This window comes from Vibrio sp. 1CM7H, from assembly GCF_023161645.1.
In the GTDB taxonomy this organism is placed as follows: Bacteria; Pseudomonadota; Gammaproteobacteria; order Enterobacterales; family Vibrionaceae; genus Vibrio; species Vibrio diabolicus.
Map to the genome: position 1 here is coordinate 362439 of NZ_JALNTV010000003.1, position 26979 is coordinate 389417.

Here is a 26979-nt window from a genome sequence, read left to right on the forward strand (position 1 = left end):
TGTTAATGTCAGATCCCAAATTCATCCACCTGCGTGTTCATAGTGACTTCTCGATGGTGGATGGCCTCAACAAAGTTCCGCCAATCGTAAAGAAAGTTGCTGAGCTCGGTATGCCCGCAATGGCGTTGACCGACTTTACCAACCTATGTGGTTTGGTGAAGTTTTACGGTACAGCGCATGGCAGTGGTGTTAAACCGATCATTGGTGCTGACTTTAAAATGCAGTCGGACGAGTTTGGTGAAGAGCTGACTCAAGTGACTTTGCTTGCGGCGGATAATGTGGGTTATAAGAACCTGACGTTATTGATATCAAAAGCGTACTTACGTGGACATGTTCAACACCACCCTGTGATTGATAAAGCCTGGTTGGCTGAAATGTCTGAAGGCCTGATTGTATTATCCGGCGGTAAAAGCGGGGAAATTGGTCGCGGCCTTTTGAAAGGCAACCGTCAAATAGTGCAAGGGTGTGTTGATTTTTATAAACAGCATTTTCCAGATCGCTTTTATCTTGAGTTACTTCGTACCGGTCGTCCAGATGAAGAAACTTATCTTCACTTTGCAGTTGAATTGGCAGAGCAGCAAGACTTGCCAGTAGTGGCGACCAATGAAGTTGTATTCCTGAGTCCTGACCTATTTGATGCTCATGAAATACGCGTAGCGATTCACGATGGTTACACATTAGAAGATCCGCGCAGGCCAAAAAACTACAGTCCGCAGCAATATCTTCGTACAGAAGAAGAAATGTGCGAGTTGTTTGCTGATATTCCTGAAGCGTTAGAAAACAGTGTCGAGATAGCGAAGCGTTGTAACGTGACTGTGCGCTTAGGGGAGTACTTCCTACCAGCCTTCCCAACTGAAGGGATGAAAGAGACTGAGTTCTTAGTCATGAAATCCCGAGAGGGCTTGGAAGAGCGTTTAGAGTTCCTATTTCCAGATGAGGAAGAGAGGAAACGTCGCCGCCCTGAATATGATGAACGTCTTCAGATAGAGCTAGATGTTATCAACCAAATGGGATTCCCTGGTTACTTCTTGATCGTAATGGAATTCATCCAGTGGTCAAAAGATAATGGAATTCCTGTAGGTCCTGGACGTGGTTCAGGTGCCGGCTCTTTGGTGGCTTACGCACTAAAAATCACCGATCTGGATCCACTAGAATACGACTTGCTGTTCGAACGTTTCTTGAACCCAGAACGTGTTTCGATGCCCGATTTCGACGTCGACTTCTGTATGGATAAACGTGACCAAGTTATTGACCACGTTGCGGAAATGTACGGTCGTGACGCGGTGTCTCAGATCATCACGTTTGGTACCATGGCGGCAAAAGCGGTAATCCGTGACGTTGGCCGCGTATTGGGTCATCCATTTGGTTTTGTTGATCGTATTTCAAAGCTGATCCCGCCCGATCCAGGCATGACGCTAGATAAGGCGTTTAAAGCTGAACCTGCACTACCTGAATTGTATGAGGCCGATGAGGAAGTTAAAGAACTCATCGACATGTGTCATATTTTGGAAGGCTGTACGCGAAACGCCGGTAAACACGCTGGTGGTGTTGTAATTTCACCTACAACAATTACCGATTTTGCGCCAATTTATGCAGACGCTGAAGGTCACTTCCCGGTTACTCAATTTGATAAAAACGATGTTGAGACCGCTGGCCTAGTTAAGTTTGACTTCTTGGGTTTACGTACCTTAACCATTATTGACTGGGCGTTAGGGCTGATTAACCCACGTCTAGAGCGAGAAGGTAAAGAACCGGTTCAAATTGAATCCATACCGTTAGAAGACCCTGCCTCTTTCCGTTTGTTGCAAAACTCTGAAACGACAGCAGTATTCCAGCTTGAATCTCGAGGCATGAAAGAGCTGATCAAGCGACTTCAGCCAGACTGTTTCGAAGACATTATCGCATTGGTAGCACTCTTCCGTCCGGGCCCTTTGCAATCGGGTATGGTAGATAACTTTATCGACCGTAAACATGGTCGAGAAGCGATCTCTTATCCAGATGAAAAGTGGCAACACGAGTCGCTAAAAGAGACGCTTGATCCAACCTACGGCATCATCCTGTACCAAGAGCAGGTAATGCAGATTGCGCAGATCTTAGCGGGTTACACGCTAGGTGGTGCGGACATGCTCCGTCGTGCAATGGGTAAGAAAAAGCCAGAAGAGATGGCAAAACAACGTGCTATCTTTGAAGAAGGTGCGATAAAGAACGGTATCGATGGCGAGTTGGCGATGAAAATCTTCGACTTGGTAGAGAAGTTCGCTGGTTATGGTTTTAACAAATCGCACTCTGCTGCTTATGCATTGGTTTCTTATCAGACTCTTTGGCTGAAAACCCATTATCCTGCCGAATTTATGGCCGCGGTAATGACAGCTGATATGGATAACACGGAAAAAGTCGTTGGCTTGGTCGATGAGTGTTTCCGTATGAAGCTCACCGTGCTGCCACCAGACATCAACTCTGGCCTATATCGCTTTAATGTTGATGAAAATGGCGCAATTGTTTACGGTATTGGTGCGATAAAAGGGGTAGGTGAAGGCCCTATCGATGCGATTCTTGAGGCGAGAAATAAAGGTGGTCACTTTAAAGACCTATTTGATTTCTGTGCTCGAGTTGATCTAAAACGCGTCAATAAACGAGTGATAGAGAAGCTGATTTACGCGGGCGCGTTGGATCGACTGGGCCCACACCGTGCGGCGATGATGGCGTCACTCAATGATGCGGTAAAAGCAGCAAGTCAACATCACCAAGCTGAGGCGTTTGGTCAAACGGATATGTTTGGTGTGTTAACGGATGCGCCTGAAGAAGTAGAGCATAAGTATACGCAGGTTCCGCCTTGGCCAGAAAAAGTGTGGTTAGAGGGCGAGCGTGATACCCTAGGTCTATATTTGACAGGGCACCCAATTAACGCCTACGTAAAGGAACTAAACAAATACACCAGTTGTCGACTAAAAGACGCAACGCCTACGCGTCGCGACCAATCTGTCACGGTGGCTGGTTTGGTTATTGCCGCTCGCGTAATGACGACTAAGCGTGGTACACGAATTGGCATTATGACACTGGATGACCGAAGTGGTCGCATGGAAGTGATGTTGTTCTCAGATGCACTGGATCGATACGCTGAACTTCTCGAAAAAGACAGAATTTTGGTCGTTTCTGGACAGGTCAGCTTTGATGACTTCAACGGTGGCCTTAAAATGTCGGCGCGTGAAGTTATGGATCTCGGCAGTGCGCGCGAGAAATACGCTCGTGGTTTGTCGGTATCGATAGATGCAACTCAGATCAACGATCAGTTTTTTGAGCAGTTCAGCCGTATTTTAGAATCGCACAAAGCCGGAACCGTACCCGTCAATGTATACTACCAGCGTGCCGACGCCAGAGCGCGGTTAACATTGGGCACCGAGTGGCGAGTAACGCCAAGTGATACATTACTCGACGATTTAAAACAGTTACTTGGCAAAAGCCAGGTAGAACTCGAATTTAACTAAAAATTCAGCGCAATATGTTAGACGCTGAGTAAACAAGGATTCATAGATGAGCCTAAACTTTCTTGAATTTGAAAAGCCAATTGCAGAACTAGAAGCGAAAATTGAAGCACTACGTGATGTCTCTCGTCACGGTGGTGATTCTGCGATTGACCTGGATAAAGAAATCGAACAGCTTGAGAAGAAAAGCTTAGAGCTGAAGAAAAAAACCTTCAGCGACCTAGGCGCATGGGAAACAGCTCAACTGGCTCGTCACCCACTACGTCCTTACACGCTGGATTACATCCAACACGCTTTTGAGGAGTTTGATGAATTAGCGGGTGACCGCGCGTTTGCAGACGACAAAGCGATTGTGGGTGGCATGGCTCGCCTTGAAGGCCGCCCTGTGATGATTATTGGTCATCAAAAAGGTCGTGAAACCAAAGAAAAAGTGAAACGTAACTTTGGTATGCCAAAACCAGAAGGCTACCGTAAAGCGCTACGTTTGATGGAAATGGCTGAGCGTTTCAACATGCCGATCATCACATTTATCGATACGGCTGGCGCGTACCCAGGTGTGGGCGCAGAAGAGCGTGGTCAATCTGAAGCTATCGCGAAAAACCTAAAAGTGATGTCTGGTCTTAAAGTGCCAGTAATCTGTAACGTTGTTGGTGAAGGTGGTTCAGGCGGCGCACTAGCAATTGGTGTAGGCGACTACGTGAACATGCTTCAGTACTCTACATACTCAGTAATCTCTCCTGAAGGTTGTGCTTCAATCCTATGGCGTGATTCTGACAAAGCGCCGCAAGCGGCAGAAGCGATGGGTCTAACTGCTCCTCGTCTTAAAGAGCTTGAACTGATCGACGAAATCATTGAAGAGCCACTAGGCGGCGCTCATCGCGATCATGTTCAAATGGCAGCGAATATGAAAGCGACACTACTTCGTCAACTAGAAGATCTAGAGCAATTGGATGAAGAGACGCTACGTGAACGTCGTTACCAGCGCCTAATGAGCTACGGTTACTGTTAATTTCGGTGATTGCTATTAAGCGTTAGCTGATATCTCAAGTGATAACAGTTAAAATAGAAAGGGTTGGATGAGAGTCCAGCCCTTTTTTGTACCTATCGGATCGCTTATGGAATCGCTTTACCCGCATTTTGCTCAAGTTCTCGGCCGCTACTATCAATCAGGCACTAAGGTTGTCTTGGCGTTTAGCGGAGGAGTGGATTCACGTCTTTTACTCGAATTACTCAGTCGCTATCAACAAGCGCATTCGATAGAGTGTCACGCTGTGTATGTGCACCATGGTTTGAGCTCGAATGCCGATGATTGGGCCGATAAATGCTTACTTTGGGCAAAACAAGTGGGGATATCATGCTCGATTGAGCGAGTGAGCTTAGACATCAGCAATGGTGAAAGTATTGAACTTCTTGCTCGTGAAGCTCGCTATCAAGCCTTAACTAAGTACATTCAAGACGGCGATATACTTCTGACTGGTCAACATGCCGACGACCAAATAGAGACCTTTCTTCTCGCTCTTAAGCGTGGCAGTGGGCCAAAAGGGTTATCTTCGATGGCGGAGAGTATGCCGTTTTCTAGTGGATCCCTAGTTCGACCATTGCTTACTATCAAGCGGAAGAGCATCGAAGACGCGGCTACTAAATTAGGCTTGGAGTGGGTGGAAGACGAAAGCAACCAAGATACCCGTTATGATCGTAACTTTCTTCGTCATTGTGTTATTCCTGAATTGTCTGGTCGCTGGCCGAGTATCCATCAAGCGGTTCAGCGCAGTGCAAGCTTATGTGCTCAACAAGAAGCGCTATTGGATGAACTATTGAGCGCGGTGTTTGAACACGCTTTACAAACGGATCTAAGTTTAAGTATTGAAGAACTAGCTAAGCACAGTGAATTAGCGCGTGCGCGCTTGATTCGTATGTGGCTGGCTAAGCTTAATACTAGTATGCCGACTCAGGTACAACTCAATCTTATCTGGAATGAAGTCGCATTAGCTCAGCAAGATGCCAACCCCAAACTACAACTTAAACAAGGTGAAGTGCGCCGTTTTCGAAATCGTCTCTACTGGGTAACAGAAATCGCTGACGTCACTGAGTGGCAAAGTACGATTCAAGTCGATACCGTTTTATCGCTTCCAGAGCGGCTAGGGGAACTGACCTTAACGACGAGTTCTAGTAACGCAACGATTGCGCTTCCGAGTCAGCCAGAATTGCTTCGCGTGACCTTCAATCCGGAAGGCTTATCAGCGCATCCAACCACGCGTAATCACAGTCGAAAACTGAAGAAATTATTCCAAGAATACAATGTGCCAAGCTGGCTGCGTCGTCAAATTCCGATTTTGATGTATCAAGACCGAGTCGTTGCTGTGGCAGATCTGTTCGTTGATCAGGCGTTTAATGGTCAAGATTGTGAACTTATTTGGCGCAGGTAATGAAAATTCATGCCACAATGTCGATTATAAAATATAAAAATCCTTAAATAATAATTGATTAGGTGAAGCAATGAAGAAAACAATCATGGGCGCAATGGTGGCGCTAACCATGTTCAGTGGGCAGGCTCTAGCAGCGGGAGATGCCACAGCAGGTCAAGCAAAGGCAGGAGTATGCGCTGCGTGTCATGGCGCCGACGGCATTGCTGTCATTCCGGGTTACCCAAACCTGAAAGGGCAAAACGAGCAATACATTATCAGCTCAATTAAAGCCTATAAAAACAAAGAGCGAACAGGTGGTCTTGCTGCTGTTATGCAAGCTCAAGCTTCACTGTTGTCTGATGAAGATATCGCAAATCTAGCGGCTTACTACGCAAGTTTGAAGTAAACGCGAGTCTGAAAAAGCTTGGACGATTGGGCATTGAGCTGTCCTCATTGGGGTTTTATCAACTCACGATATTCGCCATGTTAATTTGCTCAATCTGGATTTTCGCTGGTGGATCAGAGACAAACATTGAATGTTGCGAAACGCTAAACGATAATAAGCGCAATCGATTGAAGCTTAAGGGATGAACATGAAAAAAATTGAAGCGATTATCAAGCCATTTAAATTGGATGATGTTCGAGAAGCGCTAGCTGAAGTTGGCATTACAGGGATGACCGTCTCTGAAGTGAAAGGCTTTGGTCGCCAAAAAGGTCACACCGAGCTTTACCGTGGTGCAGAGTACATGGTGGACTTTCTGCCTAAAGTGAAGCTCGAAATCGTTGTAACGGAAGATGTGGCTGATAAATGCGTAGAGACGATCATTGAAACCGCGCAAACCGGCAAAATTGGTGATGGTAAAATCTTTGTTACTGATGTTGAGCGTGTGGTTCGTATCCGTACTGGTGAAGAAGACGAAGACGCGATCTAAGGTTTCTTGTTACCTGTCTCGTATTTATTATGCTAAAAGGGAGCCAAGTGGCTCCTTTTTTGTTTTTTACTTTCAGTGAAATCAAATAACCCGAGGTTGGTTGTTCCAGTTTTAGGGTGCGTATATTCAGGTTTGTCGTATGTTTAAGCGTTTTTTTCTGGCGTTAGCTTTTCTTATTATGGCGGTATTGGTCGGCTTCCAGGTTATTTTCACCGTACCAGATCAGCCGCAAATCATTACTCAAACAGGTTCAGAGCTGACGCAGGATATTAGGTGCATCGAATTTAGCGGCTCAAAAGCTCTGGATCAGGGCGGTGAAATCAATGTACTTGTCTGGAATATCTACAAACAGAACCGAACTAATTGGCAAAGCGCACTCAATGAATTCTCTGCTGAGAAACAACTGCTGTTATTGCAAGAGGCCAGCATGACACCATCTTTTAAGCAATGGTTGGTGGATGGCAACTGGGTCAGCAATCAAGTGAGTGCCTTTAAGGCATTGGGCAGCGGTGCCGGTGTGATTAGTATCGCTCAAGGGCAACCAGAAAAAGCCTGTGCTTATACGTCTAAAGAGCCTTGGCTGCGTTTACCCAAGTCTGCACTATACAGTCAGTATCACTTAAGCAATGGCGAGAGGCTCGCTGTGGTGAATGTACATGCGATTAACTTCACGGTTGGCACGCAAGAGTATGTCTCTCAGTTAACGGCTCTTGAAATGCTTTTAAAGCATCATACAGGGCCGATCCTATTCGCTGGAGACTTCAATAGTTGGAGTGAATCTCGCGTTAATGCGATGCGACAGGCCTTAAAAGCCGCGGACTTGCAAGAAGTGACGTTCTCGCCTGATCATCGAGTCCAATTTATAACGGGATTACCGCTGGATCATGTATTTTACCGAGGACTGACCCTCAAATACGCGAAAGCGCCGCAGAGCGACGCTTCCGATCATAACCCATTGTTACTGTCATTTACGTTAGATGACTAGCTTAGGTCACTACAATATAAAGCGCCCAAATAACGTAGAAGAATACCCATGGCAGGCTTGCAATCACCAAGGCTTGCCCACGTTCAAACTCAGTCCAAGTAAGCACAACACCGTAGCCCAGTACAATGTACCAAGGCAGCAGTAGTGGTAGTGAGCTGGCAAAATGCGACCACTCGTTGGTGAGTGGCAGTTTTAATAGACCATTGAGGCTGTTTAAATCTGCTGCGTAAGTCATCACCTGGCCATGCTTGAGCAATAGGCTCGCGTAGCTTGCTATATCGCCTAGTACTGCTGGGAATAAGATTGCACACGACGCGGCAAACCACTTCCAGTAACCATATTGTTGCTTGCTTGCCTTCGTTGCAAGAAAGAACCAAAACGCAAGCAACAGTAAGGTGGCAAAGCGGTTGAATACATCATTGATGATCGCACTGGCCATTAGCGTGTTTGGCTCTAATAGCTCAATCTGCTTTGGGTCGATTTGCTGAAACTGCTCGGCAAGTTGGTCACTGAGCCACGTGAAATCGACATTCGAAAAGTAAGCGCCCCAGAATAAAAACGGACTAAGCATCAAGAAGATGAACGGTTGCCATCCCCATCCGCCGCGTTGGTAAAGTGCTAGAAAGCAAGATGTTGGAGAACGAAAAATGTCCAACAGCATCACAAGTGGGTTGCTTGATGGGTTCATACACTTACCTTCGTTACGTCAACGTACAACTTAAGTTTTTGACCTGGTTGTAAGTATTTTTTCTTGTGTAGCGAGTTCCATTTCACGATGTCGTTCGTTTTTACTTTGAACTTGCTTGCAATGCCGCTAATGGTGTCACCGGAGCGAACGTTGTAGAAAACGGTACGAATCACAGCACCTTTGTCTGAGTCCTTCCAAATCACGAGCTTTTGACCAACGCGCAATGGATCTTTAGGGCCCATGCCATTCCATTTTGCTAACGATTTATACGATACTTTATTTTCACGTGCGATTGACCACAAACTTTCTCCAGACTGAACGACATGAGTGAGCTTGAGTTGTCCACGAGCACGTGATTGAGTCTTGCTTAATCGATTTTGTGCCGTTAGTGCGTATTTCGCATCGTCTTTTGTTGACGTCGGAATCAGTAGGTATTGGCCAATACGAATATTGTTATTCGACAGGCCGTTTGCACGTCGAATCACTTTTGTGGTTGTGCCGTATTTATTAGCTAGCACACTTAAAGAGTCACCAGACTTCACCTTGTAGCGAGCGACCTTCATCCCTTTACCACGGTTTTTCTCCACCTTAGTGAGAAAAGTCTCTTTTTTCTCTACCGGAATCAAAAGTTGATGCGGACCTTCAGGCGCAGTCGACCATTGGTTGTATGCAGGGTTGTAACTTTGTAACTCTTTCACACTAATGCCGGCATAATCTGCTGCAATGGCCAGATCAAGCTGTTCTTTCGGATCGACAAGCGTTAGAACAGGTTTGTTTGGAATCGCAGGAATATTAAGTCCGTACTTGTCTTGGTTTGCGATGACGTCAGCCAAGGCTAGCAGCTTAGGTACGTAACTGCTGGTCTCTTTTGGTAAGTCCAATGAGAAGAAATCGATAGGTTTACCGAGCTTTTTATTTTTACGAATTGCGCTAGAAACACGGCCACCACCACTGTTGTAAGCAGCAATTGCATGCTCCCAGCTACCATCAAAACGCTCGTTTAGTTGTACAAGGTAGTCCAGTGCGGCATCCGTTGCTGCTGCCACATCTCGGCGACCGTCATACCAGTAGTTTTGCTCTAGTCCCATCATCTTTCCGGTGCCAGGGACAAATTGCCACAATCCAGCTGCACTACCATGTGAGTAGGCAAAGGCATCGAATGAGCTTTCCACCACCGGAAGCAAAGCAAGCTCCATTGGAAGTCCACGCTCTTCGATACGTTTTGTGATCATGTATAGAAAAGGAGTCGCACGCTTAGACACCGTGTAAAGGTGATTCGGGTGCTTTAGATACCACGTACGGTAGTAGTCCACTTTCTTATGGTTTGGAATATCCATTTCAAGTTGCATGGCGATACGTTGCCATACATCTTCTTGTTCCTGAGGGGAAAGAACTTTAGGCGCGTCGTTAGCGGATTTTTTTGCTAAAGACGATGTGTTGCCCGGTTGAGCCTTCGCTGCATTTTGTTTTGCAGTCTGCTCAGATTTATTGGTTTCTGGTGTAGAAGACGTTGAGTCTGACTGAGTCAATTGACAGCCAGATAATAACAACGCCAACGCCCAGGTATACTTCAAACGCATGGATTCAGCCTATTTAGGGCCTTTTTATCTTCACCTGCCTGTCGCGCAACACAATGTGCGTGGCAGTCGCAAGATAATAGACATCTTTTAAACACTAACTAATTAATAGAGGCAAAGAGCTTCTAAATTATGCAATGGGGAGAAATTCAAATAGATTTATATCAACCCCAAACGTAAGAGAAGCGCCAGTGGCGCTTCTCGAAAAATCAGCCCCTGATAATACTGGGGTCTTGCAAACTTACAAGCAGAAAATGGTTAAAATTCGTTCTTCCACTCACGCAAAGCAGTAAAAACCGAGCATGGATCGCTATTTTTAATGCGACTAGCAACAGATTGAACCACGTCAGGATTGGTGGTTCGCAAGAACGGATTAATCCACTTTTCTTTGCGTATTGTTGTTGGAAGTGTCGGAATGTTAAGGGCTCGCAGTCGGTTTACATCATCGCGATATTGACGGAGCTGCTCATTATCAGGCTCAACCGCTAAAGCAAACGCCACGTTACTCGCGGTGTATTCATGCGCGCAGAAGACTTGAGTTTCTTCTGGTAGAGACGTTAGCTTGTTTAGTGACTCAAACATTTGCTCTGGCGTACCTTCAAAAATACGACCGCAGCCTGCGGAAAACAACACGTCACCGCAAAACAGTTTTCCGTCTCCAACGTAACCGATATGACCTAAGGTATGACCTGGTAAACCTAGCACCAAAAAGATTTCGCCAAATAACTCCAGTTTGTCGCCTTCTTCCATGGGGGTGGTTAGGGTTGGAATTGGCTCAGATTTCGGGCCCACAACGGCGACTTCAGGAAAGGCACGCACTAAGTCTGGAACGCCACCAATGTGATCGTTGTGGTGGTGCGTAATTAAAATCGCTTCTAAAGTTAATTCGTTAGCCTGCAAGTATTCTAACACTGGCTTCGCATCGCCCGGATCAACGACTGCGCAACGTTTATCGCTATTTTGTATCAGCCAGATGTAATTATCATTAAATGCGGGTATGCTTTTGATCTCTAACACGATTCGTTCTCCGTCACCCATTTTAGTCAGGTGGTTAATGAAACCAGCACTCAGCAACAAAACTATACCACACCCGTCGACTTGGTCAGCAATGAACAACGGTCCGTGGGTGCTTGAGTCAATCCAGACCCGACTTGATGAATGGTGCCCGAAACTCTTCGGCTACCATATGCTCAAACTGGGCGGGTTGAGCTGTGAGCTAACCAGCTGTAATTGTAACATTCAACACCAAGTCAACGTAGATATCCAGAACCCGTTGCATAATGTGATTGCAGATGGTTACGAATTGCCCTTTTTAGAAAAAAGCTTTGATGTTGTGATACTCGCTCATCAGCTCGACTATGCAAGCGATCCACACCGTTTGCTACGGGAAGTCGATAGAGTGATGATGGATGATGGTTATTTGATAATCACTGGATTTAACCCACTAAGTTTGACTGGATTAGCGAGTTTGCTTCCTTGGCGTAAACATAATTTGCCTTGGAGTGGACGAATGTTTACGTCGAACCGCATCAACGACTGGTTAGGGTTACTTAATTATCAAGTGATTCATTGCGATCGTTACGCGCTGTTTCCGATGAAGCGTTACCGTACGATGTGGACATGGTTGGAAAACAGTCTCGGTGATTGGGCGTCACCTGCAGGGAGTTTGTATTACATTGTGGCACGGAAACGAACATACCCTCTCAAGCCTATCAAACCGCATTGGCGCTTGAAGAAAAAGCTCACACCACTTGGGGTTATGAATCGAGAGGGTAACACTATGAGGAAAGAATCTCGTTAAGAGGGTTGGTAACCGGTATCTTCCTCAGTTGGGTTTTCTGCAGCAGTACGGGCTAGCTCATCACAAATTTCGTTCTCACGATGGCCCGCGTGGCCTTTTACCCAATGCCATTCAACTTGATGGCGTGCGGTTTCTTTGTCTAGAGCTTGCCATAAATCGGCATTCTTAACGGGTTTTTTATCCGCTGTTTTCCAACCACGCTTCTTCCAGTTATGGATCCACTGAGTAATACCTTGGCGCACATATTGACTGTCAGTCGTTAAAGTGACTTTGCAAGGTTGTTTTAACGTCTGCAGCGCGACGACAGCCGCCAACATTTCCATACGGTTGTTGGTGGTTAACGTGTAGCCTTTGGAAAGCGTCTTTTCTACGTCTTTGTAACGCAATACAATGCCGTAACCACCTGGTCCTGGGTTACCTAAACAAGAACCGTCAGTGAAAATCTCAACGTGTTTGGTCATATTTTTTGGTACTATTAGCCGAAACATTTAATAAAGCATAGTCTGACATACATAACCTTATGAATACCAGCAGCAATTCTGAATATAACCGCATTGTCGTTCTCGATACCGAAACCACAGGTATGAACCGCGAGGGTGGTCCTCACTACATGGGACACCGCATTATTGAAATCGGTGCCGTGGAGATCATCAACCGTAAGCTGACTGGTCGTCACTTCCACGTTTATTTAAAACCCGATCGTGAAATCCAACCAGAAGCGGTTGAAGTTCACGGTATTACGGATGAATTCTTGGTTGATAAACCGGAATACGCGAGCGTGCACCAAGAGTTTCTTGAGTTTATTAAAGGCGCAGAACTTGTTGCCCACAACGCACCCTTCGATACGGGCTTTATGGATTACGAGTTTGGCATGCTCGATCCCAACATCGGCAAAACGGACGACTACTGCAAGGTGACCGATACCCTTGCTATGGCGAAGAAAATCTTCCCTGGCAAGCGAAACAACCTTGATATCTTATGTGAACGCTACGGTATTGATAACTCGCACCGTACACTCCACGGAGCTTTGCTCGATGCGGAGATTCTAGCCGACGTTTACCTCTTTATGACGGGTGGTCAAACGAGTCTAGAGTTTAACGCGAATAAACAAGAGGGTGGGGTAGAAACCATTCGCCGTATTGAAGGAAGAAAAGCGCTAAAGGTTTTGCGCGCAAGTGCCGATGAACTAGAAGCTCACCAAAAAAGATTAGAGTTGGTGAACGACTGTATTTGGCATCAATAGGAGAAGCTATGCTGAGGGCTTTGTTGGTCGCGTTTTTAGCGATATGGAGTAGTCTCTCGAGTGCATCGAGTGAATCTGCTATGTCTTTGTTAGACAATCGCTTTCGAGTGGATCCAACCATCGAGCAGATCACTTTTTTAGTTTATCGTGAGCAAAGTTCTCAGCCAGTTGTTTTAGTCCGCCCTGACGGTAAAAAGTACTATGCTTGGGACGCCTACGACAATGTACGTTGGTACCAAGAAGCCTCACTCGATATTATCTCCGTTGACAACCCTATGCCAGGCCCATGGCAGGCTGTGGGGAAAGTCACTCCTAAAAATAACATCCGCTTAATTTCTCACTTAAAGCTCAGCACGGATGTGTTCCCAAACCGATTATATAATGGGGAAGCGCTTAAGTTTACAGCTCGCCTAACCTCCGACGACAAACCTCTCGTACTGCGCGACTTCCTTGACCGCGTGAATCTACGCGTGACATTTACCAAGTTTGTCGAAAATGAAGATGAGTTGATCAAAGAAGCACGTCCAGTGCCGATGGTTGTGGGTGAGTTTGCTGATGATGGCCGCGGCTTGGATGAAAAAGCAGGGGATGGTGTGTTCACTGTCCAACTACCAATAGACGTTGAGCCCGGTAAGTACCGTGCGCGAATCACCTCTGGTAATGGCGTATTCTTACGAGCGCAAGAGCAAGTCATCTTGGTTTATCCGAACCCCATTTCTCGTACTTTTATTCAGGCGCGTAATCCTGACAAACCACACCAATTGGTGGTGAGTGGTGAGCAAGGTATGATCGCGCCAGGCTCAATCGCAGTCACGGTGGAACAAGATGCACCCGATGGCTTCGTTAGCTACAGCCAAGGGCAGGTGTCTGAAGATGGAATGAGAACCACGCTGAACCTCAATAACGATGCTGAGCTAGGTAAGTACGCATGGCGTGGCGAGATCTTTGCCACTGATTTTGCGACTCAACGTCCACTGGTGTTTCCTATTCCAGAGCAAACCTTCAGTGTTGTTGATGAAGTTGATCTAGAAGCCGCTCGAATTGCAAAAGAAGCTGAATTAGCCGAGCAGCGCCGTATTGAAATGGAAAAGCAAATTATCGCTGAGCGGGAGGCTGAGCGTAAGCGCAGCATGATTATTATCGCGGTGGGTAACGTGATAATGCTGCTGATTGTGATCATTGCATGGATAGTCTGGCGCAAAATTAAAGCGAAGCGCGATGCCATGCCAGAGATGCAGTTAGAAGTGCCAAAGAAATAGTAGTAACACATGAAGCGAGAAACGGAGCCAATCGGCTCCGTTTTTTTTCAAGTTACCAAATTGGAAGAAGAAAAATGGATAAATTATGAATATTTAAGTTTACTGTACTCAAATATATGTTTGGGATTTTATATAAATAATATATCATTTTTACTTTCTAAATTGGTTGCATTTTTAATGTGACTAACTTTCAAAATAATCAATTAAAGATAAAGAAATAATGAATAAAATTTTAGCTTTTTTTTGTGCAGTGATAATTGTAGGTTGCTCTTCTATTGATAATGGTATTAATAATCCAGATGCGGGAAGTAATAATTTAAAATCACTTGATACCTTCACTTTTGATCCCTTAAGTAAAATCCAAAAAGTAGAAATACCAACTTATTATGATGGCTTGTTTGATACAGCAAGACCCTATTTAGATGAAAAGTACCCTTACACTTATGTCAGTAAACCTCAAGCATACATAATTGATGACGAGATTATTTCTTTTGCTCCCTGGTTTCCTGTCGAAGGAAGGTTTACGGTTTTTCCAACCGCTCACTATATAGTTATAACTCAAGAAACCGAGAGTGGCTTAGTCTCCGCACGATTTAATCATGAACAAGTAATTAAGCTGTTAAGTGAAGAGTATAAAATTACTGAGCATACAAGTCCGTTTTTTCATTATGTTCTAGAGGTTTCTCCAAGTGAACAAGCCAATTTTGTAGAAGATATCCATAAAAAATTGAGTAGACTTCCTTCAGAATAAGGATTTCTGGTTAAATTTTGATCAATAAAGTCAGGGGTTCTGGCTTTATTGATTGCATGGAGTTCTATTTACATTGATTTGGGCTTTGTAATAGGTAGTACGCCATAATAACAAGAGCCGATCTTGTAGGGTTTCTGGATAAATATTCAGCTGTGCGTGATAAATAAGAATAAGTAAACGCGAGGTCTCTGATGAAATACAAAAAGCGTCAGAAGTATAAATACACTCTCCATTCTGAAGAAAAGATTGAGACTCACATTTCAGTGAGTAACGCGTATGACAGCCCTTTTCTTAGTTTGTCCAAACAAGGCGTGTTAACGATTAAAAAGGGCTACGCATGGGATGGAGCGAGTGGGCCGGCGTTAGACACAAAAAACATTATGAAAGCTTCTTTAGTTCATGATGCTGTTTACCAACTCATGAGGGAAGAGGTGTTGCCACAAAGTGCTCGAAAGCATGCGGATATGTTGCTGAGAGAAACATGTTTAGAAAAAGGAATGTCTAGATTCAGAGCGACTTATATCTATTATGGCGTCAGAGTTGTCGGTGGCTTCTTTTCCAGACCCGACACTTTGTGTGCTTAATGGGAACATCTTTCCAATTTTAACTGGTTACTTATACAGTTTGGTTATGTAAGCTCCAAGGTGATACAAAGGAGTCGTACATAATGACAATAAGATATGAAGAACACGTGCCAAGCCCGAAAGAATACTGTGATATGCGCGTCAAAGCCGGGCTATCACCCAAATCGTTGAAAGCTGCTGAAATTGGTCTACCCAATTCGTTATATGGTGTATCTGTTCGGGATGAGGGAAAGCTCATTGCAATGGGTCGGGTTGTTGGTGACGGGGCGTGTAACTTCGAAATTGTCGACGTTGCCGTTGATTCTGATTATCAAGGTAACGGTTTAGGTAGAAAAGTCATGGAATACATCGACGGCTATCTTTCTTCTGTTGCACTTGAAGGCTCTTACGTTTCTATGATTGCTGATGAGCCGGTCTTTTACGAAAAGCTTGGTTATAGGCTGGTGGCTCCTAAAAGCCAAGGGATGACAAAAAAGTTTAAGCCGAAGGGGTAACACGTATTCAGCTGTGAAGATAAGCACTTGAAAATAGGAGTTTAATATCCTGTTTTCTATATTAAATTTCCATTTAAGCCACTTCTGGAATTGGTTTGGGTGGCTGCTCTAAATCAGGCTCTTTTTGAACAGTAGGAATTTGTCCCTCACCCACAGCACTGATGTAACAGCCACTAAGTTTAATGGCAAGGTACATATCGGCTCGCAGTAAGATGCCTCCTTCACTGGTGCTGATACCAGTAAGCTCACACCATTGACGTAAGCGTCGTTTCCTTCCTGCGAGGATTAAGCGTACGCCTCTCTTTTTTAAAGTATTGTGAATATCTGACAGTGTTGCCATCACACTGAGATCTAAGTGAGTAAAGCTCGATACGGCGTCGATGACAACGCAACTTGCGTCTTTGTGATGTTCTACTTGCTCTAACACTCGGCGTTTAAAGTAAGGTGCGTTGAAGTAAGTCAGCGGCGAGTTAAAGCGGTAAATCACCATTCCAGGAATAGGCGAAGCTTTTCCTGAGTCGTCGATGGTCCGAATGGTGCCTTTTTCATCTAAGCCAAGTAGCTGATCACTCGGTCGCATGACAATACGTAAAAATTGAAACAGCCCTAGCAGTACCGCCAAAGTGATCCCCGGTATTACGCCTACGATCAAAACAGAAATAAAAGTGATGATTGCTAGATAGAACGCATCTTTGTCACGAGATTTTAATTTCCAAATGGCTTTGAGATCGAGCAGCGACAAGGATGCGATGATCAACACGACACCAAGTGATGCGATGGGAATAAACTGTAAAGGCTCATAAATAAATATCGCAATAATGGCAATGGTGATTGCGGCGACAATCGAAACTAATTGAGATTTACCGCCGTTTGCATCATTTACCGCTGTGCGTGAGTCAGCTCCGCTTATCGCGAAACCTTGCGAAAACGCTGAGGCAATGTTGGCAAAGCCCAACGCCTGAAACTCTTTATTTGCATCAATATCATAACCGTTTTTAGCGGCGAAACTGCGCGCGGTGAGCATCATGCTAACAAAGCTGACAATCGCAAGGTTGAGCGCCGGGACCACTAGCTCACGAACTTCACCTAGCTCAAACTCCGGCGTTTGAAACTGAGGGAAACCACCTTGAGTGAGCCCAACTACGGATACGCCCATCTCTTGTAAATGGAAAAACCAAACTGACGCGGTAGTCACGAGTATTGCCAGCATGGCAGCAGGCCAAGTTGGTCGGTAGCGCTTGGTGAGTAAATAAACGACAACCGTCACGATACTCAGAGTTACGGTAGGCCAATGAAGCTCGGTTAATCGTTGTGGAGCCTCCCATAAGCGTTCCAGCAAATAACGTTGTTCGTATTTCAAACCGACCACTTTGGCAAACTGACCAACGATAATTGTGAGAGCGACACCGTTGAGTAGACCCAAAAGAATCGGGCGAGAAAGGAAGTCTGCAAACACCCCTAACTTGAAACGACTGGCCAGTACACACCAAATACCAGTCATCGCTGTCATGGTCATGACTAACTGCCAATGTTTTGTAGGATCACCCGCGGCAAGCGGCGTAACAACGGCGGCAATCACTGCACAGGTTGCTGCATCAGGTCCGACAATGAGTTGTCGAGATGTGCCCATCATGGCGTATACCAACATTGGCAGTACACACGAGTACAGACCGACAATTGCAGATACACCGGTTAGCTGTGCATAAGCTATGGCAACTGGCAGGGCAACCGCGACAACAGAAAAGGCGGCTCTAAAGTCGTTAACAAACCATTCTTTTTGATAATGCTTAAGCTGAACAAGCCCAGGGAACCACTGTGCGAATAATATTTTAGCCAACGGATTTACCATATATGTGAGTGAGTTACTTAAAAGTATACACCGCTTGCTTGGAACGTCTGTGAGTTAGTTATCACTGGAAATCGGGGGGAAGGGTCGGAGTGCGTGGATTTTATTGCGCTTGCGCAGAGGTTCTTCGGGTGTGAGGTGTTATGAAGGCTATTCTGGTAGCAATAAAAAACGGGAGTTGTCACTCCCGTTTTATGGTTTCAGATTAGAGAGTTAGGCAACGCTATCCATCTGAGTGTATAGCGGCTTTGCGGCGAGCAATTCCGGCTCAAAGTCGTCAACGTTGATTGTATCCAGACGATGCTGTTCAGCTTCTCTTAGTAGGTCGGCTTCTTCTTGCGTGATCAAGCCTTGCTCTAGCCCTTCCTGAGCAATCATATCCAAACGTAGGAATGGACGACGTTTGCCTTGCGCTTTACATACCTTGTCAAACACAGGCTCAGCTTGAAGAATCACAGACAGCGCAAGCTCAATCTTACCTGCTGCGTTGTGTTCTGTTGGCTCTAGGTACTGACCTCGACCAATGCGTGAGCGCGTTGCACTAGGCGTTTGTAGAATGCGCGCCACTTTGCTGTCTAGTTTATCGCTTGGCGCTTTGCGTACACGACCGAATGGCATGATTAACACGCGCAGTGCACGACCAATCACTTTGTTCGGGAAGTTTGCTAAGAATTCGTCTACCGCCACTTCCGCTTGTTTCAAACTGTCTTGTAGACCCCAGTGTACTAATGGTAAATCTTCGACTGGGCGGCCATCTTGCTCGAAACGTTTCAACGCCGCAGAGCTTAAATATAGCTGGCTTAGAATATCACCAAGACGCGCTGATAGACGCTCTTTACGCTTCAAAGAGCCACCTAGCACTGCCATTGAGATATCCGATAGCAGAGCAAGGTTTGCGCTGTAACGGTTCAATTGTTGGTAGTAACGCTTGGTTGCGTCTTTGGTTGGTGATGAAGAACCTAAACCGTCGCTCAAACCAAACCAGATGCTGCGCACGAGGTTACTCATAGTAAAGCTCACGTGACCAGCAAGCGCTTTATCAAACTTCTCTACAGCATCACTGGCATCAGAGTACGCGGCGTTCATTTCTTCAAGAACGTAAGGGTGACAGCGAATCGCACCTTGACCAAAGATGATCATTGAACGAGTTAGGATGTTTGCACCCTCAACCGTTACCGCGATTGGCGCACCTTGGTAACCACGCGCTAGGAAGTTAGAAGGTCCCATACAGATACCTTTACCGCCTACGATGTCCATTGCGTCGATGATGCTTTGCTGACCGCGATGAGTACAGTGGTACTTCACGATGGCTGAGATTACTGATGGCTTTTCACCTAAGTCGATACCTGCCACGGTTAAGTTGCTTGCCGCGTCCATTACGTAAGCGTTACCACCCAGACGAGCTAATGGCTCTTCAACCCCTTCCATGTGGCCGATAGGTTGTTTGAACTGGCGACGAATGCGTGAGTAAGCGCCCGTTGCCATTGCCGCAGTTTTGATGCCACCTGTTGAGTTTGAAGGTAGCGTGATACCACGACCAACCGATAGACACTCAACCAGCATACGCCAACCTTGGCCCGCCATTTTTTCACCACCGATAATGAAATCGATAGGAACAAAGATGTCTTTACCGCGCGTTGGACCATTTTGGAATGGCACATTGAGCGGGAAGTGTCGGTTACCAATCTCAACACCTTTGACATCAGTTGGGATAAGCGCACAAGTGATGCCAAGATCTTCTTTTTCGCCTAGCAAACCTTCAGGATCGCGAAGTTTAAATGCTAAGCCTAGTACCGTTGCGACTGGCGCTAGGGTGATGTAGCGCTTGTTCCAAGTCAGGCGCATACCCAGTACTTCTTTTCCTTCCCATTCGCCTTTACAAACCACACCGTAATCTGGAATAGAGCCAGCGTCAGAGCCCGCTTCTGGACTCGTTAAGGCGAAACAAGGTATTTCCTTACCTTCAGCTAGGCGAGGTAAGTAATGATTTTTCTGATCTTCAGTACCGTAGTGTTGCAGTAGCTCACCAGGACCCAAAGAGTTAGGAACACCAACGGTAGACGATAGAACGCCAGAAACACCCGTTAGTTTTTGTAGTACTAGTGATTGCGCGTATGCTGAGAACTCAAGACCACCGTACTTTTTCTTAATGATCATGGCAAAGAATTTGTGATCTTTCAGGTATTGCCATACTTCTGGCGGTAAGTCCGCGAGTTCGTGAGTCACTTGGAAATCGCTCACCATGGCACACACTTCATTCACTGGACCGTCTAAAAAGGCTTGTTCTTCTGCACTTAATTTAGGTGCTTGAATTGCGTGAAGCTTTTGCCACTCTGGTTTGCCTTTAAATAGCTCGGCTTCCCACCAGACGGTACCTGCGTCTAACGCTTCTTTTTCGGTTTGAGACATAGCTGGCAGCACTTTCTTGAAAAGCGCTAATGCTTTGCGGCTTATCAAAGACTGACGTACGCCAGGAACCGCGAATACAGCGGCAGCAAGAACGTAAATAGCCCAACCAGTAACGCCAACCGCGCCTATTACTGTGAGCGCTAACATAGCTGCTGTGAGTAAACTAATAGATTTCACGAGAGACATGCGGTGGTAGAGCGTAATGCCTAGCACGACCGTCATCGTGATGATTGAGAGCAAGATGTCCATATGTATTTTCCTTTTCAGACTTTATAAGTGTTGTACGTCTGTATGTTAGGTAAGAGGTCTAACCAGTTGGTTTAAGTGTAATCAAAATATTAAGGAAATGTAAAACATAAGATTGGATAAAAAGTGATCTAAGTAGAGTTAAAGTTCTAAAGTTGCGATTTGAGTGATGGTTTCATGAGCAAGTTGACAAGTTTATTACCATCACCAATCTAAATCTGTTGGTTCACTATCGACACTAATTCTCGTTTGTGGGTAAACTCAGAGTAATCAAACCCGAGTTCAGGTTTATGAAATGTCCGATACCAAATCGGTATCAGAACAATTTGCTCAGTGAATCTAGGACTGACTGAAGCCGAAATAATAAAGAGAACGTCTTATGTACCATGATCTGATTAGAAGTGAATTAAACGAAGCTGCTGAAGTGCTCCACAAATTTTTAAGCGATGACCATAACATTGCGCAAATCGAAGCAGCGGCGAAAATGATTGCTGACTCATTCAAGCAAGATGGTAAAGTACTGTCATGTGGTAACGGTGGTTCTCACTGTGATTCGATGCACTTTGCCGAAGAGTTAACAGGCCGTTACCGAGAAAACCGTCCTGGCTATGCTGGTATTGCTATTTCAGATCCAAGCCACCTTTCTTGCGTGAGTAATGACTTTGGTTATGACTTCGTGTTTTCCCGTTATGTAGAAGCTGTAGGCCGAAAAGGTGACGTACTGTTTGGTCTGTCGACTTCAGGTAACTCAGGTAACATCCTGAAAGCGATTGAAGCGGCGCAAGCGAAAGGCATGAAGACGATTGCGCTAACAGGCAAAGATGGCGGCAAAATGGCAGGGCTTGCCGATATTGAAATCCGCGTGCCACACTTTGGTTATGCGGACCGCATTCAGGAAATTCATATTAAGATTATTCATATCATCATTCAGTTGATTGAAAAAGAGATGGAATAGTCGTTTCACAGCCACCTTTTCGAGCTGTGTTGTTAGGGAGTTTTTTAAATCATGTGTGAATTGCTCGGTATGAGCGCTAATGTTCCGACGGATATTTGTTTCAGTTTTACCGGGCTCATGCAGCGTGGAGGTCGAACTGGCCCACACCGTGACGGATGGGGAATTACCTTCTACGAAGGGAAAGGTTTTCGAACTTTCAAAGATCCCAAGCCAAGTTGTGAGTCGCAAATTGCAGAGTTAGTGCAAAATTATCCTATCAAGAGTCGTGCTGTCGTTAGTCATATCCGGCAGGCGAATCGTGGTGGTGTTAATTTAGAAAATACTCATCCCTTTACACGTGAGTTATGGGGTAGGTATTGGACGTTTGCGCACAACGGTCAGCTCTCAGGCTATCAAGACTTACATACGGGTCGACACCGACCTGTCGGCGAGACAGATAGCGAACTGGCCTTTTGTTGGTTGCTAAAGCAAATGGAAGATCGATATCCTGAGCCGCCAAAGGATATGGAGTCGGTATTCTTATATGTTGCTAAATGTTGTGATGAGCTAAGAGAGAAGGGTGTATTTAACATGCTTCTGAGTGATGGTGAGTATGTAATGACGTATTGCACCAATCATTTGTATTGGATCACGAGACGCGCACCGTTTGGTAAAGCCGCTTTGCTTGATGAAGATGTGGAAATTAACTTCCAAGAAGAAACAACGCCACACGACATTGTGTCTGTGATCGCGACTCAACCTTTAACGGGCAATGAAGCTTGGCAGCGGATGAAGCCTGGCGAATACGGCTTGTTTCACCTAGGTGAACTTGTGAAAAACAATGCCTCTGAACTGGTGAATGTGCCGTTTGCAGCGGCGAAACCGGGCAATCAGGCGCCAACTGAGCCGTTAGAATAGCAGTTAATTCGGAACAACTCGTAAAGCTCGCTTAATCGCGAGCTTTATTTTTATACGTTTTTTAACCGAATGCGTATACTGGTGAACTCTCATACTTTCTAGGTTCCTAGTCTCGCTAAGGCTTGCCGGAAAGACGGAACTGATAGAAATTTCTCATAAAACACCACGTTATTCTGAACGGTGAGGAACGAACCAGATTCAGAATCTACTTTCCGAGTGTCGTGTTACTCAAGTGGTTATGGGATTTTTTAGAATGTTGGGTTTTAGGTTTCTAGTCTCACTACGGTTTTCTTGAATCAGTTTTATATGTTTCAAAATAACAAAAGGCAGCTCTCAGGCTGCTCTTTTGTGTTTGGAGTTTGGTATTCAGGACGACTCATCGGAGGCGTAGCCGTGTGCGCCAAGCTCTGCGCCATCTAAATAGGCTTTACCATCCTTCATGATCAAACGCTCATCTACTAACCACTTAGCCACCATAGGGTAGATTCGGTGTTCCTGAGCCTGAACACGCGCTGCAAGTACACTAGCATCATCGTCTTCGAACACCGGAACTTTTGCTTGCAGTATGACAGGGCCACCATCAAGCTCTTCCGTTACAAAGTGCACACTCGTACCATGTTCTTTGTCGCCAGTATCAATTGCTCTCTGGTGTGTGTGTAGCCCAGGATATTTTGGTAGAAGAGAAGGGTGGATATTGATCATCTTACCCATGTAATGAGAAACAAACTCGCTGCTCAGAATACGCATGTAGCCCGCCAGAATAATCACGTCTGGTTGGTATTCATCGATTTGACTCATTAGCTCTGCATCAAAGCTTTCACGCGAGTCGAATGCTTTAGGGTCGATAAAGTGACCGTCTACATCAAAGTTTTTTGCACGTTCTAAACCAAAAGCATCGGCTTTGTTAGAGAACACGGCTGCTACTCGTGCGTTTGGCATGCTGTCTTCGCAAGCTTCCAAGATAGCTTGCAGGTTACTTCCGTTACCCGAGATGAGGACCACAATGTTTTTTAGGGTATGGTTTTTCATGATGTCGAGAGTGCCTTGGTATTGTAGGTTGGAGTTATGTAGCTTCTAAACTACCTACTAATAGAATGGTTTTTATTGTTCTAGATAGCAAAATGAGGACCTAGTCATCTAGTGTCCTCATTCTTTTTATCTTGTGGGCTCGATTTGCAAATTATTGGATTTCAACTTGCTCTTCATTCGCGTCTGCTTGCGCGATTTGACCAATCACCCACGCGTTTTCACCTTCTTCTTGAAGAAGAGCAACCGCGGCTTCCGCTTGGTCTTTAGGTAGTGCAACGATTAGACCCACACCACAGTTGAACGTACGGTACATTTCGTGTGTGTCGACATTGCCTTTCTCTTGTAGCCACTTGAAGATCACTGGCCATTCCCAGCTGTTACCATCGATAACTGCTTTTGTGCCTTCAGGCAGCACACGTGGGATGTTTTCCCAGAAACCACCACCAGTGATATGAGAAATCGCATGGATGTCGTGTTTCTCAATCATCTTAAGTGCTGATTTGATGTAAATCTTAGTTGGTTCTAGTAGGTGCTCACCGATAGTGCGACCTGCTAGTTCTTCGTTCTTATCTGCACCAGATACTTCTAGTATTTTACGGATAAGGGAGTAACCGTTTGAGTGTGGGCCGCTTGAGCCAACAGCGATAAGTGCATCACCAGCAGCGACTTTCGTGCCGTCGATCACGTCTTCTTTTTCGACTACGCCAACACAGAAACCAGCTACGTCGTAGTCTTCGCCTTCATACATACCAGGCATCTCTGCAGTTTCGCCACCAATTAGGGCGCAACCTGCTTGAATACAGCCTTCCGCGATACCTGAAACAACATCCGCTGCGGTATCAACGTCTAGTTTGCCTGTTGCGTAATAATCTAGGAAGAACAGTGGCTCTGCGCCTTGCACGATAAGATCATTTACACACATCGCAACAAGGTCGATGCCGATAGTGTCGTGCTTGTTCATATCCAGTGCTAGGCGAAGCTTAGTACCTACGCCATCAGTACCAGAAACCAGTACAGGTTGTTTGTATTTGGTTGGCAATTCGCATAGCGCGCCAAAACCACCGATACCACCCATAACTTCAGGGCGACGAGTACGTTTTACCGCACCCTTAATACGATCCACAAGCGCGTTGCCTGCATCAATATCTACACCAGCGTCTTTATAGCTAAGAGAAGAGTTGTTACCACTCACAGGGAAGTCCTCGGTATTAAGTTGGATATGAAAACGGCGCTATTCTAACAGTGCTTAAACACAGATAGCAAACGTTTGCGTCTGTTTTTTTCTTTAGTGATTTATCCTGATATCCCTGTAAAAATCATGTATAATCTGAAGGTTTGTTTAAATATTGCCAACTATAGCCGGAGATGGACATGAAAGTTGTTGAAGTAAAGCACCCTCTAGTAAAACATAAAATTGGTCTAATGAGAGAAGGTGACATCAGCACAAAACGTTTTCGTGAGTTAGCGACTGAGGTCGGTAGCCTACTTACTTACGAAGCAACGTCAGACTTTGAAACAGAAAAAGTGACCATTGATGGTTGGAACGGTCCGGTAGAAGTAGACCAAATTAAAGGTAAAAAAGTAACCGTAGTACCAATCCTACGTGCAGGTCTAGGCATGATGGACGGAGTTCTTGAGCACATGCCAAGCGCACGTATCAGTGTTGTTGGTATTTACCGTGATGAAGAAACACTTGAGCCAGTTCCTTACTTCAACAAGCTTGCTTCTAACATTGATGAGCGTATTGCGCTTGTTGTTGACCCAATGCTTGCAACGGGTGGTTCTATGATTGCTACGATTGATCTTCTAAAAGAGAAAGGTTGTAACCAAATCAAAGTGTTGGTACTTGTTGCTGCACCAGAAGGTATTGAAGCGCTAGAAAAAGCACACCCAGATGTGGAGCTATACACTGCGGCAATCGATGAGAAGCTAAATGACAAAGGCTACATCGTACCGGGTCTAGGTGATGCAGGTGATAAGATCTTCGGTACTAAGTAATTCTTTAATGTATTACTACGACTGAACAGAAAAAACAAAGGCTTGGTGAAAACCAAGCCTTTTTTATATCTATAATACGAGAAGAATAAAATGCGCCACTCAGTAAAGCAGCGCAGACGCATTATTTCGCGTTCTCTTCTTCCATTTGTGCGTTATCTACAACGTGGTTTTCACCTAAATCGTTTGGTAGCACAAGGTTAAGAATAATTGCCACGATACCGCATAGGCTCACACCTTGTAGGCTGAACTCACCAATACCGAAAGCCATACCGCCAATACCAAATACAAGTGTTACGGCAACGATCACTAGGTTACGAGACTTATGTAAATCAACGTTATTCTTGATCAGTGTATTAAGTCCTACCGTGGCGATAGAGCCGAACAACAGAATCATGATACCGCCCATGACAGGTACTGGAATCGTTTGAAGAACCGCGCCTAGCTTACCTACCAATGCAAGTACGATTGCAGTGATCGCAGCCCAAGTCATGATCACAGGGTTAAATGCTTTGGTTAGCATTACCGCTCCTGTAACTTCACTGTAAGTGGTGTTTGGTGGAGCACCCACCATCGAGGCTGCGATAGTTGCCACCCCGTCACCTGCGATTGTGCGATGAAGGCCAGGTTTTTTCAGGTAGTTTTTACCTGTAACGTTTGAGATAGCAAGCATGTCACCTACGTGCTCTACCGCAGGTGCGATAGCGACAGGAATCATGAACAAGATTGCGTTTATGTTGAACTCTGGCGCGGTGAAGTTTGGCATAGCTAGCCAAGCTGCTTGTGTTACTGGAGTGAAATCAACCACCCCATAGAATAGAGAAACAGAGTAACCTGCAAGAATACCACCGACAATTGGAACGAGCTTCAAAAAGCCTTTTGCAAACACGCTTAGTACAATGGTTGTGAGCAGTGAGACCGCCGAGATGATGATCGCAGCATCACCATTAACAAGCTGTGCAGCACCATCACCGGTTTTACCTACCGCCATGTTCACTGCTGTTGGAGCAAGGCCAAGACCAATCACCATGATCACAGGGCCAACGACAACAGGCGGGAGAATTTTATGGATAAATCCAACACCACGCACTTTGATCATCGCCCCTAGAGCCACATAAACCAAGCCCGCTGCCATTAAGCCGCCCATCGTTGCGCCGATACCCCAAGTTTGGATACCGAACATAATAGGAGCAATAAACGCAAAAGAAGAGGCAAGGAAGATGGGAACAGAACGTTTAGTCATTAATTGGAAGAGGAGAGTACCGACACCGGCACCAAAGAGGGCGACATTTGGATCAAGGCCAGTTAGCAGCGGCACAAGCACCAAAGCACCAAAAGCGACAAAGAGCATTTGAGCGCCTTGTAACGCGTTTTTCATAATAATTCCCTATTTTCAAGATA

At 45.4% G+C, this 26979-nt stretch carries 24 protein-coding genes; 15 read left to right on the plus strand and 9 right to left on the minus strand.

Annotated elements, in window-relative coordinates; genetic code table 11:
• Nucleotides 1-5 precede the first annotated feature (5 nt).
• The 6 genes from dnaE (at nt 6) to MSG33_RS13775 (ending at nt 7804) form a co-directional block, all read left to right on the plus strand.
• Nucleotides 6-3485, plus strand: coding sequence for a DNA polymerase III subunit alpha (gene dnaE, locus MSG33_RS13750; protein WP_248381292.1), 3480 nt, complete (start codon nt 6-8; stop codon nt 3483-3485).
• Between the two features lie 46 nt (nt 3486-3531).
• Nucleotides 3532-4491: an acetyl-CoA carboxylase carboxyl transferase subunit alpha gene (gene accA, locus MSG33_RS13755; RefSeq protein WP_005380365.1), complete on the plus strand. Its 960-nt coding sequence runs from the start codon at nt 3532-3534 to the stop codon at nt 4489-4491.
• A 106-nt stretch (nt 4492-4597) separates the two neighbouring features.
• On the plus strand, nt 4598-5908 hold the full coding sequence (gene tilS / locus MSG33_RS13760; RefSeq protein ID WP_248381293.1) for a tRNA lysidine(34) synthetase TilS: 1311 nt from the start codon (nt 4598-4600) through the stop codon (nt 5906-5908).
• 70 nt (nt 5909-5978) lie between these two features.
• Nucleotides 5979-6293, plus strand: a complete 315-nt coding sequence (locus MSG33_RS13765; RefSeq protein WP_074191692.1) for a cytochrome c — start codon at nt 5979-5981, stop codon at nt 6291-6293.
• 187 nt (nt 6294-6480) lie between these two features.
• The gene (gene glnB / locus MSG33_RS13770) at nt 6481-6819 is read left to right on the plus strand and encodes a nitrogen regulatory protein P-II (RefSeq protein WP_005436810.1); all 339 of its coding nucleotides are present in this window, start codon (nt 6481-6483) and stop codon (nt 6817-6819) included.
• A gap of 139 nt (nt 6820-6958) precedes the next feature.
• Nucleotides 6959-7804 (plus strand): endonuclease/exonuclease/phosphatase family protein, encoded by an 846-nt coding sequence (locus MSG33_RS13775; protein WP_047008873.1) that lies wholly within the window; start codon nt 6959-6961, stop codon nt 7802-7804.
• Nucleotide 7805: 1 nt separating this feature from the next.
• On the opposite strand, the gene MSG33_RS13780 is transcribed toward MSG33_RS13775, so the two are convergent.
• From MSG33_RS13780 to gloB, 3 genes are all read right to left on the minus strand, one after another.
• Nucleotides 7806-8492: a YIP1 family protein gene (locus tag MSG33_RS13780; RefSeq protein WP_248381294.1), complete on the minus strand. Its 687-nt coding sequence runs from the start codon at nt 8490-8492 to the stop codon at nt 7806-7808.
• A complete protein-coding gene (locus MSG33_RS13785) occupies nt 8489-10072 on the minus strand; it encodes a LysM peptidoglycan-binding domain-containing protein (RefSeq protein ID WP_248381295.1) in 1584 nt (527 codons plus the stop codon). Before MSG33_RS13785 ends, MSG33_RS13780 begins: the two co-directional genes overlap by 4 nt.
• Before the next feature lie 255 nt (nt 10073-10327).
• On the minus strand, nt 10328-11086 hold the full coding sequence (gene gloB, locus MSG33_RS13790) for a hydroxyacylglutathione hydrolase (protein WP_006741673.1): 759 nt from the start codon (nt 11084-11086) through the stop codon (nt 10328-10330).
• Nucleotides 11087-11123: 37 nt separating this feature from the next.
• Here gloB and MSG33_RS13795 point away from each other — a divergent pair, with 37 nt between their 5' ends.
• Nucleotides 11124-11870: a class I SAM-dependent methyltransferase gene (locus MSG33_RS13795; RefSeq protein WP_012841508.1), complete on the plus strand. Its 747-nt coding sequence runs from the start codon at nt 11124-11126 to the stop codon at nt 11868-11870.
• Here MSG33_RS13795 and rnhA read toward each other — a convergent pair.
• Nucleotides 11867-12331 carry a ribonuclease HI gene (gene rnhA / locus MSG33_RS13800; protein ID WP_012841509.1) on the minus strand — a complete coding sequence of 155 codons (465 nt, stop codon included), beginning with the start codon at nt 12329-12331 and terminating at the stop codon, nt 11867-11869. The two genes, MSG33_RS13795 and rnhA, sit on opposite strands and share 4 nt — an antisense overlap.
• A gap of 59 nt (nt 12332-12390) precedes the next feature.
• Between rnhA and dnaQ the strand changes: the two genes are divergently transcribed.
• From dnaQ to MSG33_RS13825, 5 genes are all read left to right on the plus strand, one after another.
• Entirely contained in the window at nt 12391-13113 is a 723-nt protein-coding gene (dnaQ, locus tag MSG33_RS13805; protein ID WP_005380385.1) for a DNA polymerase III subunit epsilon, read from the plus strand.
• A gap of 8 nt (nt 13114-13121) precedes the next feature.
• On the plus strand, nt 13122-14372 hold the full coding sequence (locus MSG33_RS13810) for a TIGR03503 family protein (RefSeq protein ID WP_006741675.1): 1251 nt from the start codon (nt 13122-13124) through the stop codon (nt 14370-14372).
• Between the two features lie 220 nt (nt 14373-14592).
• Nucleotides 14593-15123, plus strand: a complete 531-nt coding sequence (locus tag MSG33_RS13815) for a hypothetical protein (RefSeq protein WP_031780222.1) — start codon at nt 14593-14595, stop codon at nt 15121-15123.
• A 191-nt stretch (nt 15124-15314) separates the two neighbouring features.
• Nucleotides 15315-15707 (plus strand): DUF1353 domain-containing protein, encoded by a 393-nt coding sequence (locus MSG33_RS13820; protein ID WP_248381296.1) that lies wholly within the window; start codon nt 15315-15317, stop codon nt 15705-15707.
• An 83-nt stretch (nt 15708-15790) separates the two neighbouring features.
• The gene (locus tag MSG33_RS13825) at nt 15791-16201 is read left to right on the plus strand and encodes a GNAT family N-acetyltransferase (RefSeq protein WP_041852904.1); all 411 of its coding nucleotides are present in this window, start codon (nt 15791-15793) and stop codon (nt 16199-16201) included.
• Nucleotides 16202-16274: 73 nt separating this feature from the next.
• Here the strand turns inward: MSG33_RS13825 and MSG33_RS13830 are convergent, their stop codons facing one another.
• Together MSG33_RS13830 and fadE are read right to left on the minus strand one after the other, a co-directional pair.
• A complete protein-coding gene (locus MSG33_RS13830) occupies nt 16275-18050 on the minus strand; it encodes a SulP family inorganic anion transporter (protein WP_226421029.1) in 1776 nt (591 codons plus the stop codon).
• Between the two features lie 210 nt (nt 18051-18260).
• Nucleotides 18261-20705, minus strand: a complete 2445-nt coding sequence (gene fadE, locus MSG33_RS13835) for an acyl-CoA dehydrogenase FadE (protein WP_248381297.1) — start codon at nt 20703-20705, stop codon at nt 18261-18263.
• A 376-nt stretch (nt 20706-21081) separates the two neighbouring features.
• On the opposite strand from fadE, the gene lpcA reads away from it, so the two are divergent.
• Entirely contained in the window at nt 21082-21657 is a 576-nt protein-coding gene (lpcA, locus tag MSG33_RS13840) for a D-sedoheptulose 7-phosphate isomerase (RefSeq protein ID WP_248381298.1), read from the plus strand.
• 51 nt (nt 21658-21708) lie between these two features.
• Complete coding sequence (locus tag MSG33_RS13845) at nt 21709-22554, plus strand: class II glutamine amidotransferase (RefSeq protein ID WP_006741678.1); 846 nt, start codon at nt 21709-21711, stop codon at nt 22552-22554.
• A 366-nt stretch (nt 22555-22920) separates the two neighbouring features.
• Here MSG33_RS13845 and purN read toward each other — a convergent pair whose 3' ends face one another.
• Entirely contained in the window at nt 22921-23583 is a 663-nt protein-coding gene (gene purN, locus MSG33_RS13850) for a phosphoribosylglycinamide formyltransferase (RefSeq protein ID WP_248381299.1), read from the minus strand.
• A 151-nt stretch (nt 23584-23734) separates the two neighbouring features.
• The gene (gene purM, locus MSG33_RS13855) at nt 23735-24775 is read right to left on the minus strand and encodes a phosphoribosylformylglycinamidine cyclo-ligase (RefSeq protein WP_104974900.1); all 1041 of its coding nucleotides are present in this window, start codon (nt 24773-24775) and stop codon (nt 23735-23737) included.
• A 179-nt stretch (nt 24776-24954) separates the two neighbouring features.
• On the opposite strand from purM, the gene upp reads away from it, so the two are divergent.
• Nucleotides 24955-25581 carry a uracil phosphoribosyltransferase gene (gene upp / locus MSG33_RS13860; RefSeq protein WP_041852906.1) on the plus strand — a complete coding sequence of 209 codons (627 nt, stop codon included), beginning with the start codon at nt 24955-24957 and terminating at the stop codon, nt 25579-25581.
• Between the two features lie 121 nt (nt 25582-25702).
• Here upp and MSG33_RS13865 read toward each other — a convergent pair whose 3' ends face one another.
• Nucleotides 25703-26956 (minus strand): uracil-xanthine permease family protein, encoded by a 1254-nt coding sequence (locus MSG33_RS13865; RefSeq protein ID WP_047008859.1) that lies wholly within the window; start codon nt 26954-26956, stop codon nt 25703-25705.
• Nucleotides 26957-26979: the final 23 nt, after the last annotated feature.

Bases quoted from the DNA above. Each gene is read 5' to 3' on its own strand.
- dnaE (WP_248381292.1), top strand. From the start codon at position 6: ATGTCAGATCCCAAATTCATCCACCTGCGTGTTCATAGTGACTTCTCG.
- accA (WP_005380365.1), top strand. From the start codon at position 3,532: ATGAGCCTAAACTTTCTTGAATTTGAAAAGCCAATTGCAGAACTAGAA.
- tilS (WP_248381293.1), top strand. From the start codon at position 4,598: ATGGAATCGCTTTACCCGCATTTTGCTCAAGTTCTCGGCCGCTACTAT.
- MSG33_RS13765 (WP_074191692.1), top strand. From the start codon at position 5,979: ATGAAGAAAACAATCATGGGCGCAATGGTGGCGCTAACCATGTTCAGT.
- glnB (WP_005436810.1), top strand. From the start codon at position 6,481: ATGAAAAAAATTGAAGCGATTATCAAGCCATTTAAATTGGATGATGTT.
- MSG33_RS13775 (WP_047008873.1), top strand. From the start codon at position 6,959: ATGTTTAAGCGTTTTTTTCTGGCGTTAGCTTTTCTTATTATGGCGGTA.
- MSG33_RS13780 (WP_248381294.1), bottom strand. From the start codon at position 8,492: ATGAACCCATCAAGCAACCCACTTGTGATGCTGTTGGACATTTTTCGT.
- MSG33_RS13785 (WP_248381295.1), bottom strand. From the start codon at position 10,072: ATGCGTTTGAAGTATACCTGGGCGTTGGCGTTGTTATTATCTGGCTGT.
- MSG33_RS13795 (WP_012841508.1), top strand. From the start codon at position 11,124: ATGAAACCAGCACTCAGCAACAAAACTATACCACACCCGTCGACTTGG.
- rnhA (WP_012841509.1), bottom strand. From the start codon at position 12,331: ATGACCAAACACGTTGAGATTTTCACTGACGGTTCTTGTTTAGGTAAC.
- dnaQ (WP_005380385.1), top strand. From the start codon at position 12,391: ATGAATACCAGCAGCAATTCTGAATATAACCGCATTGTCGTTCTCGAT.
- MSG33_RS13810 (WP_006741675.1), top strand. From the start codon at position 13,122: ATGCTGAGGGCTTTGTTGGTCGCGTTTTTAGCGATATGGAGTAGTCTC.
- MSG33_RS13815 (WP_031780222.1), top strand. From the start codon at position 14,593: ATGAATAAAATTTTAGCTTTTTTTTGTGCAGTGATAATTGTAGGTTGC.
- MSG33_RS13820 (WP_248381296.1), top strand. From the start codon at position 15,315: ATGAAATACAAAAAGCGTCAGAAGTATAAATACACTCTCCATTCTGAA.
- MSG33_RS13825 (WP_041852904.1), top strand. From the start codon at position 15,791: ATGACAATAAGATATGAAGAACACGTGCCAAGCCCGAAAGAATACTGT.
- MSG33_RS13830 (WP_226421029.1), bottom strand. From the start codon at position 18,050: ATGGTAAATCCGTTGGCTAAAATATTATTCGCACAGTGGTTCCCTGGG.
- fadE (WP_248381297.1), bottom strand. From the start codon at position 20,705: ATGGACATCTTGCTCTCAATCATCACGATGACGGTCGTGCTAGGCATT.
- lpcA (WP_248381298.1), top strand. From the start codon at position 21,082: ATGTACCATGATCTGATTAGAAGTGAATTAAACGAAGCTGCTGAAGTG.
- MSG33_RS13845 (WP_006741678.1), top strand. From the start codon at position 21,709: ATGTGTGAATTGCTCGGTATGAGCGCTAATGTTCCGACGGATATTTGT.
- purN (WP_248381299.1), bottom strand. From the start codon at position 23,583: ATGAAAAACCATACCCTAAAAAACATTGTGGTCCTCATCTCGGGTAAC.
- upp (WP_041852906.1), top strand. From the start codon at position 24,955: ATGAAAGTTGTTGAAGTAAAGCACCCTCTAGTAAAACATAAAATTGGT.
- MSG33_RS13865 (WP_047008859.1), bottom strand. From the start codon at position 26,956: ATGAAAAACGCGTTACAAGGCGCTCAAATGCTCTTTGTCGCTTTTGGT.